The sequence below is a fragment of the Mycobacterium sp. genome (assembly GCF_035640695.1).
In the GTDB taxonomy this organism is placed as follows: domain Bacteria; phylum Actinomycetota; class Actinomycetes; order Mycobacteriales; family Mycobacteriaceae; genus Mycobacterium.
Window position 1 is genome coordinate 41,913 of record NZ_DASQVQ010000001.1, and the last position, 15,240, is coordinate 57,152.

Here is a 15,240-nt window from a genome sequence, read left to right on the forward strand (position 1 = left end):
GTACACGATCCAGGCCAAACTCAGGCATACCGCTCACGATAATTTCTCAAGGATTTGAAGGATTTGCGCCTACGCGCATGCGATCAGTCGAGTCGGGGTCGGATTCGCCTCGCCCGGAAGGCCACGGTTGCGGCACCGGTCGGGCGCGTACTCGTTGCGGCCACCAGAACCAGCGGCCGAGAAGCGCGGCGATGGACGGTGTCATGAACGAACGAATCACCAGAGTGTCGAACAACAGGCCGAGCCCGATCGTCGTGCCTACCTGACCGACGACGATGAGGTCACTCACCACCATCGAACCCATGGTGAAGGCGAACACAAGCCCGGCGGATGTGACCACCGCACCCGTGCCGGCCATCGCTCGGATAATTCCCGTGTTCAACCCGGCGTGAATTTCTTCCTTGAACCGCGACACCAGCAGCAGGTTGTAGTCGGAGCCCACCGCCAAGAGGATGATGACCGACATCGCCAGAATCATCCAGTGCAAATTGATGCCCATAAAGTCCTGCCAGATGAGCACGGAAAGTCCAAAGGAAGTGCCTAGTGACAGAAGCACTGTCCCGACAATGGTAAATGCGGCGATCACACTTCGGGTGAGGATCAGCATGATGATGAAAATCAGGCAAAGCGACGATATTCCGGCGATCAGGAGATCGTAGTTCGAGCCGTGTTGCATGTCCTTATAGGTCGCAGCAGTGCCGCCCAGATAGATCTTGGAACCCTCCAACGGGGTTCCCTTGATGGCTTCGAACGCCGCATTCTTGATGGCGTCGATGTGGGAGATTCCCTCGGGCGTCGCGGGATCTCCCTCATGCGAGATGATGAACCGCACGGCCTTGCCGTCCGGTGACACGAACATCTTCAGACCACGTTTGAAATCGGGGTTGTCGAAGACCTCCGGTGGCAGATAGAAGGAATCGTCGTTCTTCGACGCGTCGAAGGCCTGGCCCATCGCGGTCGCATTCTGCTGCATGGCCTGCATCTGGTCCTGCAGACCGCCGAAGGTGCTGCGCATCGTCAGCATCATGGTCCGCATGGTCTTCATCGTGTTGATCATCGGCGGCAGCAGCGCAAGCATCTGCGGCATGAGCGAATCCAAGCGATCCAAATCCGGCATGAGATTCTGAATGTCGTCGGTCAACGTGTCGATACCGTCGAGCGCGTCGAATATCGCTCTGATTGACCAGCAGATGGGGATGTCGAAGCAGTGCGGTTCCCAGTAGAAATAGTTACGGATAGGCCGCCAGAAATCATCGAAATCGGCAATGTGCTGTCTTAAGTCATTGATGTCGTTCACCATGCCATGCATTTTGCCAACCATGGAATGAGTGGTGTCGCTGATTTGTCCGACCAGATTCATCATTTGTTGCATGGTGTTGATCACGGTCTGCATTTGATCAGCCATGACGGACATGTCATTCATGCGGGCTTGCATATAATCCATATTCATTGTCTGGGTGGTGCCCTGCATGCTGATCTGGAACGGGATCGACGTGTGTTCGATGGGCGTGCCCAGCGGCCTGGTGATGGTCTGCACCCGGCCGATACCGGGGATGTGGAAAACGCCTTTGGCAACCCGGTCGACGACCAGCATGTTGGCGGGATTGCGCACATCGTGGTCAGTTTCGATGAGCAGCAATTCCGGATTCATCCGGGCCTGCGGAAAATGCCGGTCGGCCGCCGCGTACCCGAGGTTTGCCGGGATATTGGGAGGCAGGTAATTGCGGTCGTTGTAGCTCGGCTTGTAGCCAGGGAGCGCCAGCAGGCCCACGAGGCACAGTGCGGTCGCTGCGGCGAGGATCGGGACGGGCCAGCGCACGACCGCCGTGCCTACCCGACGCCAGCCACGCGTATTCATCTTCCGCTTCGGCTCGAAGAGGCCGAAACGACTGGCAGCCGTGATCAGCGCGGGCGCCATGGTCAGTGCGGCCACGACTGCGACCAGCATTCCTATCGCCAAGGGCACGCCGAGAGTCTGGAAGTAGGGCAGCCGGGTGAAGCTTAGGCAATAGGTCGCACCGGCGATCGTCAAACCTGAGCCCAGGATGACGTGGGCGGTCCCGTGATACATGGTGTAGAAGGCGGCTGCGCGATCCTCGCCGGCCCCACGCGCCTCGTGATAACGGCCCACGAGAAATATCGCGTAATCGGTTCCCGCCGCGATCGCGAGCGTCGTGAGCAGATTGACCGCGAACGTCGAAAGCCCGATCAAGTCGTAGTAGCCGAGGCAGGCCACGATTCCCCGGGCTGCTGCCAGCTCGATGAAGACCATGGCGAGGACGAGAAGCACCGTGATGATCGAGCGGTAGACCAACAGCAGCATGATGAAGATGACCCCGATGGTCACCATCGTGATCATCCTGATGCTCTTGTCGCCGGCGTGCTGTTGGTCGGCCATGAGAGCCGCGGGACCGGTGACATAGGCCTTGACCCCGGGCGGCGGGGGAGTATTCGCCACGATGTTCCGGACCGCTTCGACAGACTCGTTGGCCAAGCTCTCACCCTGGTTGCCGGCCAGGTACAGCTGCACGTACGCGGCCTTGTTGTCGGCGCTTTGCGATCCTGCCGCGGTCAGCGGATCACCCCAGAAGTCCTGAATGTGCTCGATGTGCTTCTTGTCCGCTTCGAGCTTTTTGACCAACCCGTCGTAGAAGTGGTGGGCGTCGTCTCCGAGTGGCTGGTCGCCTTCCAGCACTACCATCACGGAGCTGTTGGAGTCGAACTCCTGGAAATCCTTGCCGACGCGCTGCATCGCCTGCATCGACGGCGCATCGTTGGGGGCCAACGACACCGAGTGGTTTTGTCCGACTGTTTCCAACTGTGGTGCGGCGACGTTCACGAGGACCGTGAGCCCCAGCCAGAACAACAGGATCGGCACACAGAACAGCCGAATTACGTGGGGGATGATCGGGTGGGCGCCGACATGCTTGTTGCTCATGCGGATTTCACCAGACAGAAGGTCTGGGCGTTGACTTCTTCGGCGACTTTCTGATCCTTGACCTCACCGTTCACGGTGATGCGGCAGCCGATGCTGCTGCTATCGCCCTGGGCGACGATGTTGGCGCTGGCCGCGGGGGCGGTGGTCGTCAGGGTGATCGACCACGGCAGGGTGGTGTCCTTTACTTCCTGCGGCTGCGCCTGGAGGTCGAGGTAGTTGATGGTCGCCACGGTCCCTTCGGGTCCGAAGATCTCATAGGTCACACGCTTGGGATTGAACGGCTTGGGGTCATTGGCTAGGCCACTGCCCGCTCGCGTGGTTTCGGTCTTGCCGAACACTCCGTGAAACCGATAGACGCCGAATCCCGCGATGGCGACCGCGACCACGATGATCAGCGGCATCCAGATTCGCTTGAGAAGTTTCATGGTCGTGATCCCCCGAACCCGTCATCCGTTTTTCGACGGTCGACGGTCATCTCCGCGTCGTGCAGAGGTGCGTTCGGTAGCGTATCCGTGCCATGTCCACCGCCTTCTCCCATGGTCCCGACCGGTTAGCCGATTTAACGGAGAGATTAGTTCACTTAACAGAATCCGGAAAACTTAGGCTCGGAACTGAGAGATCGAGCGGCGCCCACCTCCCAGTTAGCGCCGCCCGCCGTAGCGGCGGTGGACCGACGGCATGGATGCGCAAACAATCCGAATAGACCTGCGGTGCAACATGTTTCGCGAGAGATGCGCTGGACTGGTCACCGGGCGTGACCCAATACGTGACGATGCCCACAGCGGCAACGGGGCTGGGTCGACCGGCCGTGCGGGGATACACTCCAGCCCATGAAGGCAGGCTGGCTCGGCGCAATCGCCGCGTTGGCGATCGCGCTGGCGGCGCCGGCGCACGCCGACGTGGATGCCGATTTCGCTGCTCGGCTCCACACCTACGGCGTCTACGGTCCCAAGGACTACAACGCGTGGCTGGGCAAGATCGTTTGCAAACGGCTCGGCATCGGCCAGGACGCCGATGCGTACAAGTCGGCCGATTTCATTCTCCGCAACCTGCCCCCACACTCGACCGTGGCACAGTCGTGGCAATTTCTCGCCACCTCGATCGACTTCTACTGTCCCGAGCTGAGACCCGTCCTGGAAAGGGCTGCAGCGGCGCCCACCTGACGCGACGGCCGGTCAATCACGGCGATGCTGTTGGTGCCCGATCGCGCCCGCATCGAAGTCGCTGGTCGGCTGCCATTGAGGGGGTCGCGAACCGGCTTGCCGCCGCGATGTGCGGAATCTGCTGTTCGGTTTGCGGCAGCGCTGCGATACTCATCGAATGCCGGCCATCATTCGGATGCTGACAGCAGCCGCCGTCTGCGCTGCCACTGCTCTCGGATCAGCGAGCCCCGCCGCGGCGGACGAACCGATGGACGGCGTCTACCTCTACCAACAACAGGGCGTGGCGCCATACCAGTGGTCCATCTATCCGACGTGCGTTCCCGCCGGCTGCACTCTGCACGTACAAAGTTCACTGCCGAATCATGGGCCGCTGAGCGATGAGCCGGGGTTCAGCGGCGACGCCCGGCTGAGCACCAACGCGGCACAGGGCATTCCGCTTTGGACTGTGGTGAATCAACAAGCACAGATGACCTGCCCGGATGGCAGCAAGGCGCCGGCACAGCAGGTGTATGCATGGGACGATGCGACGCTCACCGGCACGCAGACGACGACCCATGCCGCCGTGTGTGGGCTACGGCCTGGGCTGGTGAAGGAGCCGTTCACGCTCAAATATTTGTCGCCGTTGCGCATCCCGGTCGAGCTTTACCCGCTGCAATGCCCGACCTGGCCGCACTGTGAGGCCAACACGGTGATCCCCGGCGAATTGTCGCCACCTGCGGCATAGGCTGTCGTCAAACACTACGGTCGGCGCGCTGCGCGGCGGTTGCGCTGCGCCGACGCGCTCCGACAGTACGATCTACGACGATGGCTCGGCGAAGGCTCGGCGAACGAGAGGAATGCGTGACCACGGCGAAGACCGCAGAGCGCGAACGCGCGAGCCGGCCGACCAGCAACGACGATCCGGGTGGATTCCGGCAGCGGCTGCTCGACGGGCTTGCCGGCTCAATCGCGGACAGCGGCTACACGCGGACGACGGTGGCCGACATCGTGCGGCGCGCGCGCACTTCGCGCAGGACGTTCTACGAACATTTCTCCAGCAAGGAGGACTGTTTCGTGGCGCTGCACAACGACAACACCGCGGAGATGATCCGGCAGATCTATGCCGCGGTCGACCGGACCGCGCCCTGGGAAACACAGGTGCGGCACGCGGTAGAGGCGTGGATCGCCTCCGCGGAGTCCACGCCCAGCCTGACGCTGAGTTGGATTCGCGACGTGCCGGGCCTCGGCGCCGCGGCGCGGCGGCTGCAGCGCGATGTCATGGAGCAGTTCATCGTCATGGTCCAAATACTCAGTGACACAAGCGAATTGCGCGCTGCCGGTATTGAGCCGGTATCGCGATTGCGCGCGATCATGTTGATCGGCGGGCTGCGGGAGCTGACGGCCGTCACAGTCGAGAGTGGCGGTCAGATCAGCGATGTCACGCAGGAAGCCGTCGATGCCTCCATCGCCCTGGTCGCACCGCGTTAACGGCTGCGCCACGGGGATCTACGCGATGCTCATTTCCGCGCGCCGCCGCATGCCTGAGCCAGCAGGCGTGAAAACGACATCGTCGTCGATGGGACCGCGCCGGAGCAGGCGGACGTCGCGGACGTAGTTTTGGTGCAGGCGCCAAGGCGCGCGCTCGCCTTGTTTTGGTAGCTCCGCGGCACTTCGTAATACGTAGCCCGACGCCAAGTCGATGATCCGATCGGCGGCCGTCGTCCTGCTTGCGTCGGGAGTGACCGCCGCGTAGTCATGTCGGTCCATGTGGTTGAGCAGCCGGCACACATACTCGGCGACGAGGTCGGCCTTGAGTGTCCACGAGGCGTTGGTGTAGCCGATCGTCCACGCGAAGTTGGGGACGCCGGACAGCATCATGCCCTTGTACGACACCGTTTCTGAGAGCTCCACGGGCCGGTCGTCGATCACAAGGCGCATGCCGCCGATGGCAAGCAGGTTCAGTCCGGTCGCGCTCACCACGATGTCGGCAACGAGCTCGGCGCCCGACCGCAGCCGAATGCCCGATTCGGTGAAGCTGTCGATGTGGTCAGTCACCACCGATGCACGGCCTTCGCGGATCGCGGTGAACAGGTCGCCGTCTGGCACGAGACACATCCGCTGATCCCACGGGTTGTACGTCGGCGCAAAGTGCGTGTCGACGGCATAGCCGTCGGGCAGTTGCTTGGTTGCGGCCTTGCGCAACAGCGCCTTCATCAATTCGGGCCTGCGGCGGCTGAGCTGAAAGAAGGCGGTTCCCTCGAGCGCGTTCTTCCATCGAACGATCCCGTACGCCGGCTTCTGCGGAAGCCATGCCCGCAGTCGATCGGCGATCGGATCGCGCGCCGGACGGGCCGCGATGTAGCTGGGTGAGCGCTGCAGCATCGTGACGTGTTCAGCGGACTCGGCGAGCGTCGGCACCAGCGTGACCGCGGTTGCGCCGCTTCCGATAACGACCACACGCTTGCCGCGGTAATCCAAGTCCTCCGGCCAGTGTTGGGGATGGATCACTGGCCCGCCGAAACGCTCTACACCGGGAAAGCTGGGGGAGAAGCCCTCGTCGTAGCGGTAGTAACCGGAGCAGACGTACAGGAATTGGCAGCTGAATGTCGCCGACGCGGCAATGTCGCTGCGATGCACGCTGACGGTCCAACGTGATTCGTCGCTGTTCCAACTGGCATCGAGGACGCGATGGTTGAGCCTGACGAGACGCCGGACATCGAATTCGTCCGCGGTGTCATTGATGTAGCGCAGGATGCTCGGGCCATCGGAGATCGCCTTGGGCTCGGTCCATGGGCGGAACCGGTAGCCGAGGGTGAACATGTCCGAGTCGGAACGGATGCCGGGATAGCGGAAGAGGTCCCACGTGCCGCCGATGGATTCGCGGGCCTCGAGCACCACCACCGACTTGTTCGGGCATTCGCGCCGAAGATGACACGCCGCGCCGACGCCGGACAGGCCGGCCCCGACGATCACGACGTCGCTGTGTTCGATCGGTCCACTCGACATGCCTAACCTCTCGTACGAGCAGCTGGTACGAACACGTACCAGTCGTTGGTACTAGACCGTACCAGGCCCGGGCGTGCCAGGGAAGCGAAGCCGGGAACGGTTGTACGGGGCCGGTACGTTGGCGTACCGTGGGCGGTACCTGGCAGTACCACGATGGAAGGGTGGCGACCTGGGTGAGGCGCGTGGAATCGCGTCCTCGATCTGATCACTGAGCAAGCGACCTGGGGACCCGGCACCCACACCGAACGCGAGGAGCAGCGATGAGCAGATTACGGCGCAGGACGATCAGCGGCCGCACCGTGGTGATCACGGGCGCGGCGTCAGGCATCGGACGCGCGCTGGCGCAACGGCTTTCGGCCCATGGTTGCCCGGTAGCCATCGCCGATGTCGACGAAAAGGGCCTGAAGGAGACCGAGACCTCGCTTCTCGGGCCGTCGCTGGCACGAGTGCTGGATGTGCGTGACGCCGAGGCGCAGCATGATTTCGCCGCCCAGGTCCGAGATTGGGCGCCGCAGTCGCTGGGCGCGGTGTTCAACAACGCCGGCGTCGCCGTCGCCTCCAGCGTCCTCGACGCGATTCCGGAGGACGACGACTGGCTGTGGAACATCAACTTCCATGGTGTCGTTAACGGCACCCGGGCGTTCCTGCCGATCCTCGTCACACAGGACGACGGCGCGATCGTCAACACTTCAAGCGTGTTCGGGCTCGTCGGCATGCCCAATCAAAGTGCTTACTGCTCGGCGAAGTTCGCGGTCCGCGGGTTCACCGATTCGCTGCGGCAAGAATTGCGCGGCACCGGCGTGACGGCGATCAACGTCCACCCGGGGGGTATCAACACCAACATCGTTCGCAATGCCCGCTTCCGCAGGGATCCGGACGGCCGCGGCCGCACGCACGAACAGATGAGCGCCGAATTCGCGGCGATCGCGATGACTCAGCCGGACAAGGCCGCCGCGATCATCCATCGCGGCGTCGAACAAGGTAAGGCGCGCATCCTGGTCGGCCCGGACGCCTATGTGTTTGACGCACTCGCGCGGCTGGCTCCGAGCCGTTACTACGACGTGATGAGCGGATTCGAATCGCTCCTCAGACGGCGCACCAGAGCGGTTGCGCCACAGCAGGCCTAGGTCCCTACGGCACCAGCACGACCTTGCCGACGTTTTCCCGCGCGGCAAGGATGCGGTGCGCCTCGGGCGCCTTGTCAAACGGCACTGCGGCGTGCACTACCGGTGATACGGTGCCGTCGGTAAGTGCCGCAGACAGGGGGCCGATCCACGGTTCTAGCGTGCCGCGGTCATCCCACAGGCGCAGCATGTTCAGCCCGATGACGGCCTTCGACTCCTCGAGCTGCCTGATCAGATTGAACCCACGAAACATTGCTAACGCCTGTGGCGCAGCTCTGCGCAGCGAGCGAGTCTCGCCCTGCTGCATCGCCGACAACCCGTATGCGACGAGCCGTCCGCCTGGCCGCAACAACTCGTAGGACCGCCGCAGCGACCTGCCGCCGATCGCGTCGAGCACAATGTCGTACGGGCCCACGCCTTTCCACCAGCCGGCGCGCCGATAGTCGATCGCACGGTCCACGCCAAGCTCGGTGAGCCGCTTGTGCTTGGTGGGCGACGCAGTGCCGTGCACCTCCGCGCCGGTGGCCTTGGCGAGCTGGACCGCCGCGATGCCGACACCGCCCGCCGCCGCGTGCACGAGCACGCGCTCGCCGGTCCGCAGCGACCCGTAGCCGTGCAGCGCGGCCCAGGCGGTGGAATAGTTGACGGGGATTGCGGCACCCTGCTCGAAGCTCATGGATTCCGGCAGCCCGACCGTGTCGAGAGCGCGAACGTTGACGATCTCGGCGTAACCGCCGAAGCGAGTGCCGGCCAAGACCCGTTCGCCGACCCGCCCGGGGTCGACGCCATCGCCGACCGCCGCTATCGTCCCGGCCACCTCGTAGCCGACGACGCATGGCGGCTTGGGCGCATCCGGGTACAGGCCGACACGGGCGAGATGATCGGCGAAGTTGACACCCGCCGCTCGTACGGCGATGCGCACCTGACCGGCAGTGGGCGGCGGCGGGTCCGGCCGGTCTTGCACCTTCAGGACCGATGGGTCGCCGTGTTTAGTGATGACGACTGCGCGCATGGCTCCTCCTCGATGCGAACTCTATGCGGTCGGCGGTTCACGGTGACAAGGGTGTGCCCACGATCATGGCGTCAACGCGTGTGACTCTGGCGCGCGATATTCAAAGACGTTCCGTTACGAGCAGTTTCACGTCCCGTCGCGGAACGACGGCGATGCCGCGTGGCACCGATCGGGGCGGCTTTCTGCGGCGTTCCCTGGCCGGCATGGCCAGCGCCACCATGCCCATCATCGTCCCGACAGCCACCGCCAACTCGTACATCGCGAACGCAGCACCGAGACAGCGCCGATACCCGCCGCCGAACGGCATGTACTCGAAGGGCGTCGGACGGTACGCCAAAAAGCGATCGGCGTCGAACCGATACGGGTCCGGGAACAGCTCCGGGTTGAAATGCACTGCCGGCACTGCGATTCCGACGATTTCGCCGGACGAGAGCCGTACTCCGCAGATCGTTCGTGGCTCAACGAGCTTTCGCAGCACGACCGGCACCGCGGGATGCATCCGCAGGGTTTCGGCGATGACCGCCGACAAATACGGCATTTTCGCCATTTGTTCCGGCGCCGGGTCGGTGCACAGTTCGTCGGTCAGTCGCTCCCTTACACCCGGCTCGTGATGAATGTGGTACAGCGTCCAGGCCAGCGCGGCGGCGGTGGTGTCGTGGCCGGCAACGACGAGAGTGCGCAGTTGCTGCTGCAGCTCCTCGGCGTCGAGCGCGGCGCCGACGTCGTCCTCGGCCTCCGACAACAGCTGGGTGAGAATGGGACCCCGTCCGGTGACCGGACATTGCGGACCGAGTCGGATCTGATCGGACAGCATGCCGTCGAACTGCGTCCGGAGTCGGACGAGTCGTGCCCACGGTCCCAGCCCCGCCAAGTTCTTGCGCAAGCTCGGCAGCAGCATCAGCGGCGCGGTGTTCGCGTTCATCAGCGCGCTGACCACTACCGCGTACGCCTCGCAGCGAGGTCCTGCCTCGACGCCGAGCACCGTCCGAATAATGATCCGCAGCGTGATCGACTGTGCCGTCGCGTGCAGCGCGACCCGGTCGCCGGCCCGCCACGGCTCGATCTCGTCGACAACGGCTCGCGCCATGCCGTCGGCATGCTCTCTCATCTGTGCGCCGTGAAACGCCGGGGACAGCAGGGTGCGCTGGCGGCGGTGCACCGCGCCCGACGTCAGGATCACCGATTCCGGTCCGACGATCGGCTCGATCGGGTTCGGCGTCGGAGCGCACAAGACTTCCCGCGGTGTGGTCAGGATTTCGCGGGCGGCCTCGCGGGTCGCAACGAAGTGGACCGGACCCATGCCGGGGAAGATGACCGTGAATGGTTCCTTGTCGCCGGCATGCTGGCGCATGAAGCGGTCCGGGTCCATGCCGGCGCGCGCCGAGCGCAGCCAATCGCGCCATGAGTCGTGTCCTGGCCCCGACGAACCGGCATGCACCGACGGCCTCCCAACGGTCGTGCACTGATCGTCTACTTGCCTTGTCTCATTAACTGGGTCTCATTAACTGCCACGAGATCAGCGGCTGGGAGGTTCAGGCGGAATTCCGCCGTGTTTTTGTGAAGCCGCCGTCAATTTTGCGAGGTCAAAGGGTCCGCAGTGTGACCACATGCGTTTCCGCTGGTAAGCGGGGTATTGCCTAGTTTCGGATTCAAATCGTTTAGCTGGTGTGCTTTGCAGAGTCACGGTGCGGCGACGACAGGAGTTCCTCGACGATGTGCGCCGCGACCACGCGGGACTGCCGGGCCACGAATGCGATGAGCCCCGGGCGCGACATGAAGCCGACGAACCGCAAGCCCTCGGCGGCGGGCACCTCGCCGGCAGCCCGCGGCACCCCGCGTTCGTCGAGCACGCCGAGGTGTCCTACCAACGATTCCAACCCGTGGGAGTACCCCGTCGCACATATGACCACATCGGGGCCGATGCGTCGCCCGTCGATCAGGCACGTCATGTTGCCCTCGAAGTGATCGATGGTGGGAACCACCTCGATCAGCCGATCCCGGATCGCGGTGAGCACGGCTTTGTCGACGATCGCGGGCGCCCGACCGAGCCGGATTCCCCGACTGAACACGCCCTCGGGTGGCTTCGGCAAGCCGAATTCCGTCAGGTCCCCGATGCTGATTCGGCGCCCCAATTCCGCCATCGTGTCGGAGAACCAGGTCGGCGCGCTGTACAGCGGCGCCGCAATGAAATCGGACGGAAAGCCGAAGGGCAACGCGCGCAACATGATGTTCGGCGGCGTGCGCACGGCCAGCCAAGCCTTGGCCGCCCCGCCGGTGGCAACGTCGTGGACGATCTCCATTGCCGACGAGCCGGCACCGACGACGAGAACGCACTTGTCGAGGTACGGCGCCGGGTTGCGATACGCCGCCGAGTGCAGCATTTCTCCGGTGAAGGTTTCGCGGCCCGGCCAGTTCGGGATTCGAGGGGTGTGCTCGTATCCCGTGGCGACCACCACCTGGCGGCTATCGATGTCGTCGCCGGAGGTTCGCAGACACCAGCCGCCTGGTCGTGGATCGATTCGTTTGACCTCGGTGTTGAGCCGCAGTTCGATGCCGTCCTCGCGGGCGTGGCGGTCAAGATGTTCGACGACCTGATCCCGGGTCGGAAACACCGGCGTGTGCTTGGGGTATGGGCGGTTCGGCAGATGGGAGAGCTGTTTGCCCGTGTTGAGTCGCAGCTTGTCGTAGCGGCCGCGCCAGGATGAGCCCACGCCGTCGGCCCGGTCGATCAGCAGTGGGCGCAAGCCGCGGTCACGCAGACTCAGCGCGACCGAGAGACCCGCCGGGCCCGCCCCCACGACCACTACCTGGTGCTCGGCCACTGCCTGGTGCTCGGCCACTGCCGCCTCCTGATCGGTGGAGTTATGTTCGCACGGCACGCATCATGAATCGCTCCCGCCTCAGGTCCGGCTCCGCGCCGGAGCAGGGGAGGTTTCGTCGTGCACCGATTCCAGCTGAGTCACTATGCGCTGACCTCCCCTCCGCAGCCGTCAAACCCTCTCAGTGACACGTCGGGCCGTTCGTCGTGGTTCACCAGCTCAGCAAACAGATCTGGCGCACCCTGCCGTTGCCACGGGTTTCATGACCGGCGGTTCTGCGCTATGTTTCGCACGGCGCAGACACAAGGTGGAGGTCATGTGAGGAAGCTTGTCGCCTTGGCCGGCGGATCCTTCGCGGCGGTCTCGATGGCGCTGATCACCGCTGGCCACGCCGTCAGCGACGCCCCGCTCGACGTCTCCGGCCAGCCGTTCGGCAAGGCTGAGGCGCTGCTGAAGCAGCAGGGCTACAAGGCCGTTTTCGGCGGCTCGGTCGGCAGCGACGTGCCCCAGGCCCAGTGCGTCGTCGAGAGCCAGAAGATGCTGCCCAAGGCGCGCATCTCGCTGATGCTGAACTGCACCAAGGCGGCGCAACCGCCCGCCGACGCCCCGCAGCCGGCTGGCGCGCCCGGCGCGCCCGGCGTCCCAGGGCCACCTCACGTTGGCAGCAACGGCGTCACGACGGTCACCCCGACCCCGGTGGGCCCGCAGCCGGGGATGAACGTCGGCGGCTGAGCGCAGGCGGCGGCTGAGCGTCGGCGGCGTAGCGTCAGCGGGGCGGGGTCCAGGCCACCGGCAATTGCTTGATCCCGTGGATGAACGGCGACAATAACCGCGCCGGTTCCTCGGTTGCGACAGTGTCCGGTATCTGGCGGTACAGCTCCTCGAACGCGACGGTGATTTCGCGGCGGGCTAGGTTGGCGCCAAGACAGAAATGCGTGCCGCCGCCGCCGAAGCCGGCGTGGGGATTCGGGGCGCGCGTGACGTCGAACGTCCACGCATCGGAAAACGTGGTCTCGTCGCGGTTGGCTGAGCAATACCACAACGTGATCTTGTCGCCCGCTACCAACTTCGTCCCGTTCAGTTCGGTATCTTCGACCACTCTGCGGCGCATGTAGACCACCGGCGACGCCCATCGCACGATCTCCTCCACAGCGGTGGGGGCGATTCTGTCGTACTCCGCCCACCACTTCTTGCGCTCCTCGGGGTAGCGGGACAGGGCGAGCACGCCATGGCTGATCGCATTGCGGGTGGTTTCGTTGCCGGCGACCACCAGCAGGATGAAAAACGACGCGATCTCGGCCGACGTCAGCCGCTCACCGTCGACCTCGGCCTGCACGAGCGCAGTGGTCAGGTCGTCGTGGGGGTTGACCCGTCGGTCTTCGGCCATCGCGGCGGCATAGGCGCCGATGTCCGTTGCCACCTTCACGAATTCGCCGTAGTCCGTCGCGATGTCAGGGTCGCCGAACCCGAGAATGACGTTCGTCCAGTGGAACACCTTCTGATGATCGTCTTCGGGGATGCCCATCATGTCGCAAATAACCTGCAGCGGGAGGGGGCCGGCCAGTTCGGAGACGACTTCGCCGGCGCCATCGGGGTGCCGCGCGATCATGTCCGCAACCAGTCGGCGCGCGCGCTCTCGAACGGAGGCTTCGGTGTGCGCGACGACCTTTGGGGTGAACGCCTTCCGGACGATGTTGCGCAGCCGTGCATGGCGCGGATCATCCATCACAATCATCGACCCGAAATACTCCGAAAGCTCGGTGTTGGAGTCGCTGATGACGATGCTCGGACTCGAGCTGAAGATGTGCGGATGGCGGCTGGCGTGCCATACATCGTCAAATTTGGTCAGCGCCCAATGTCCGAGGTGGTCTTCGACGCCGGGCGAATCCAAGGCGGCGTGAAATGAGATCGGCGCCACCCGCCGCAGTGTCGCGAATGCGCCGTCGCGGAAGTCGTCATCGCGAGCCCAGAAGTCCCACGACGAGAGATCGATTTGGTCCAGTGGCACGTCGGCGGGTGGTGTGCCGTTGACCCGAGTTGCGATACCCATAATCGGCCGTCCCCACTTCGTTGAGAGAGACGAGCTCAGCTTATCGTTGCGCGCTTAGAGTGAGGCGGTGGCCAAGCGCATCGTGGTGTGGGGCACCGGCTTCGTCGGCAAGCTGGTGATCCCCGAAATCGTCAAGCACCCATTGTTCGAGCTGGTGGGCGTCGGGGTGAGCAACCCAGAGAAGGTCGGCCGTGACGTCGGCGATATCTGTGGCGTGCCGGAGCCCCTCGGTGTGACCGCCACCGACGACGTCGACGCGCTGATCGAATTGAAGCCCGACGCGCTCGTCCATTACGGTCCGACCGCCGCACACGCCGACGACAACATCCGGCTGATCACCCGGTTCCTGCGCGCCGGCATCGACGTCTGCTCGACCGCGATGACGCCGTGGGTGTGGCCGACGATGCACTTAAATCCGCCGAACTGGATCGTGCCGATCACCGAGGCATGCGAGCTGGGGGAGGCGTCGTGCTTCACCACCGGCATCGACCCCGGATTCGCCAACGACCTGTTCCCGATCACATTGATGGGGATTTGCTCGGAGGTGCGCAACGTGCGCGCCTCGGAGCTGCTGGACTACACCAACTATGAGGGTGACTACGAAAACGAGATGGGCATTGGCAAGCCGCCGGAGTTCCGTCCCCTGATGGAAAACAGCGACGTGCTTGTATTTGCTTGGGGCGCAACGGTTCCGATGATCGCACACGCCGCGGGAATCATGCTCGACCAGATCACAACCACGTGGGAGAAATGGGCGACACCCAACGAGCGCAAAACCGCAAAGGGGGTCATCCAGCCGGGGCATGTCGCGGCGATCCGCTTCACGATCAACGGCGTCTACCGGGGCCGCACCCGCATCCAACTCGAGCACGTCAACCGCATCGGGCACGACGCCGCGCCGGATTGGCCGTCAGGAACCCAGGACGACGTGTACCGCGTCGACATCGAGGGAACGCCAAGCATTTTCCAGGAGACTGCTTTTCGGTTCACCGATGGGTCGGGCCGTGACGCCGCCGCGGCCGGTTGCCTCGCGACGGGCATGCGCGCACTCAACGCGGTGCCCGCGGTCAACGACCTCGCACCCGGCTGGGTGACTGCACTGGATCTGCCGCTGATTCCCGGGGCCGGGACCATTCGCTGAACAATCGA

13 protein-coding genes are annotated in these 15,240 nt (G+C 64.2%); 6 read left to right on the top strand and 7 right to left on the bottom strand.

What is annotated here, in order from left to right; translation table 11 throughout:
* Positions 1–46: 46 nt before the first annotated feature.
* A complete protein-coding gene (locus tag VE759_RS00205) occupies positions 47–2,938 on the bottom strand; it encodes an MMPL family transporter (RefSeq protein WP_324926996.1) in 2,892 nt (963 codons plus the stop codon).
* Positions 2,935–3,339 (bottom strand): MmpS family transport accessory protein, encoded by a 405-nt coding sequence (locus tag VE759_RS00210; RefSeq protein WP_324926999.1) that lies wholly within the window; start codon positions 3,337–3,339, stop codon positions 2,935–2,937. Before VE759_RS00210 ends, VE759_RS00205 begins: the two co-directional genes overlap by 4 nt.
* A gap of 429 nt (positions 3,340–3,768) precedes the next feature.
* Between VE759_RS00210 and VE759_RS00215 the strand changes: the two genes are divergently transcribed.
* The 3 genes from VE759_RS00215 to VE759_RS00225 all read left to right on the top strand — a co-directional run bounded on the left by VE759_RS00215 (position 3,769) and on the right by VE759_RS00225 (position 5,568).
* Positions 3,769–4,101: a DUF732 domain-containing protein gene (locus VE759_RS00215; RefSeq protein ID WP_324927002.1), complete on the top strand. Its 333-nt coding sequence runs from the start codon at positions 3,769–3,771 to the stop codon at positions 4,099–4,101.
* A gap of 157 nt (positions 4,102–4,258) precedes the next feature.
* Positions 4,259–4,825, top strand: a complete 567-nt coding sequence (locus VE759_RS00220; RefSeq protein ID WP_324927005.1) for a hypothetical protein — start codon at positions 4,259–4,261, stop codon at positions 4,823–4,825.
* A gap of 197 nt (positions 4,826–5,022) precedes the next feature.
* Positions 5,023–5,568, top strand: coding sequence for a helix-turn-helix domain-containing protein (locus tag VE759_RS00225; RefSeq protein WP_324927233.1), 546 nt, complete (start codon positions 5,023–5,025; stop codon positions 5,566–5,568).
* An 18-nt stretch (positions 5,569–5,586) separates the two neighbouring features.
* On the opposite strand, the gene VE759_RS00230 is transcribed toward VE759_RS00225, so the two are convergent.
* Complete coding sequence (locus VE759_RS00230) at positions 5,587–7,086, bottom strand: NAD(P)/FAD-dependent oxidoreductase (RefSeq protein ID WP_324927008.1); 1,500 nt, start codon at positions 7,084–7,086, stop codon at positions 5,587–5,589.
* 260 nt (positions 7,087–7,346) lie between these two features.
* Here VE759_RS00230 and VE759_RS00235 point away from each other — a divergent pair, with 260 nt between their 5' ends.
* Complete coding sequence (locus VE759_RS00235; protein WP_324927011.1) at positions 7,347–8,213, top strand: SDR family NAD(P)-dependent oxidoreductase; 867 nt, start codon at positions 7,347–7,349, stop codon at positions 8,211–8,213.
* 4 nt (positions 8,214–8,217) lie between these two features.
* Here VE759_RS00235 and VE759_RS00240 read toward each other — a convergent pair whose 3' ends face one another.
* The 3 genes from VE759_RS00240 to VE759_RS00250 all read right to left on the bottom strand — a co-directional run bounded on the left by VE759_RS00240 (position 8,218) and on the right by VE759_RS00250 (position 12,044).
* A complete protein-coding gene (locus tag VE759_RS00240; RefSeq protein WP_324927012.1) occupies positions 8,218–9,222 on the bottom strand; it encodes a medium chain dehydrogenase/reductase family protein in 1,005 nt (334 codons plus the stop codon).
* Between the two features lie 100 nt (positions 9,223–9,322).
* A complete protein-coding gene (locus VE759_RS00245; protein ID WP_324927015.1) occupies positions 9,323–10,660 on the bottom strand; it encodes a cytochrome P450 in 1,338 nt (445 codons plus the stop codon).
* A 220-nt stretch (positions 10,661–10,880) separates the two neighbouring features.
* Complete coding sequence (locus VE759_RS00250; RefSeq protein WP_324927236.1) at positions 10,881–12,044, bottom strand: NAD(P)/FAD-dependent oxidoreductase; 1,164 nt, start codon at positions 12,042–12,044, stop codon at positions 10,881–10,883.
* 315 nt (positions 12,045–12,359) lie between these two features.
* On the opposite strand from VE759_RS00250, the gene VE759_RS00255 reads away from it, so the two are divergent.
* Positions 12,360–12,773, top strand: coding sequence for a hypothetical protein (locus VE759_RS00255; RefSeq protein WP_324927018.1), 414 nt, complete (start codon positions 12,360–12,362; stop codon positions 12,771–12,773).
* Between the two features lie 34 nt (positions 12,774–12,807).
* Here VE759_RS00255 and VE759_RS00260 read toward each other — a convergent pair whose 3' ends face one another.
* Positions 12,808–14,091, bottom strand: coding sequence for a cytochrome P450 (locus VE759_RS00260; RefSeq protein ID WP_324927021.1), 1,284 nt, complete (start codon positions 14,089–14,091; stop codon positions 12,808–12,810).
* Positions 14,092–14,158: 67 nt separating this feature from the next.
* Here VE759_RS00260 and VE759_RS00265 point away from each other — a divergent pair, with 67 nt between their 5' ends.
* Entirely contained in the window at positions 14,159–15,232 is a 1,074-nt protein-coding gene (locus tag VE759_RS00265; protein ID WP_324927024.1) for a dihydrodipicolinate reductase, read from the top strand.
* Positions 15,233–15,240: the final 8 nt, after the last annotated feature.

Bases quoted from the DNA above. Each gene is read 5' to 3' on its own strand.
- VE759_RS00220 (WP_324927005.1), top strand. From the start codon at position 4,259: ATGCCGGCCATCATTCGGATGCTGACAGCAGCCGCCGTCTGCGCTGCC.
- VE759_RS00240 (WP_324927012.1), bottom strand. From the start codon at position 9,222: ATGCGCGCAGTCGTCATCACTAAACACGGCGACCCATCGGTCCTGAAG.
- VE759_RS00215 (WP_324927002.1), top strand. From the start codon at position 3,769: ATGAAGGCAGGCTGGCTCGGCGCAATCGCCGCGTTGGCGATCGCGCTG.
- VE759_RS00210 (WP_324926999.1), bottom strand. From the start codon at position 3,339: ATGCCGCTGATCATCGTGGTCGCGGTCGCCATCGCGGGATTCGGCGTC.
- VE759_RS00230 (WP_324927008.1), bottom strand. From the start codon at position 7,086: ATGTCGAGTGGACCGATCGAACACAGCGACGTCGTGATCGTCGGGGCC.
- VE759_RS00260 (WP_324927021.1), bottom strand. From the start codon at position 14,091: ATGGGTATCGCAACTCGGGTCAACGGCACACCACCCGCCGACGTGCCA.
- VE759_RS00205 (WP_324926996.1), bottom strand. From the start codon at position 2,938: ATGAGCAACAAGCATGTCGGCGCCCACCCGATCATCCCCCACGTAATT.
- VE759_RS00235 (WP_324927011.1), top strand. From the start codon at position 7,347: ATGAGCAGATTACGGCGCAGGACGATCAGCGGCCGCACCGTGGTGATC.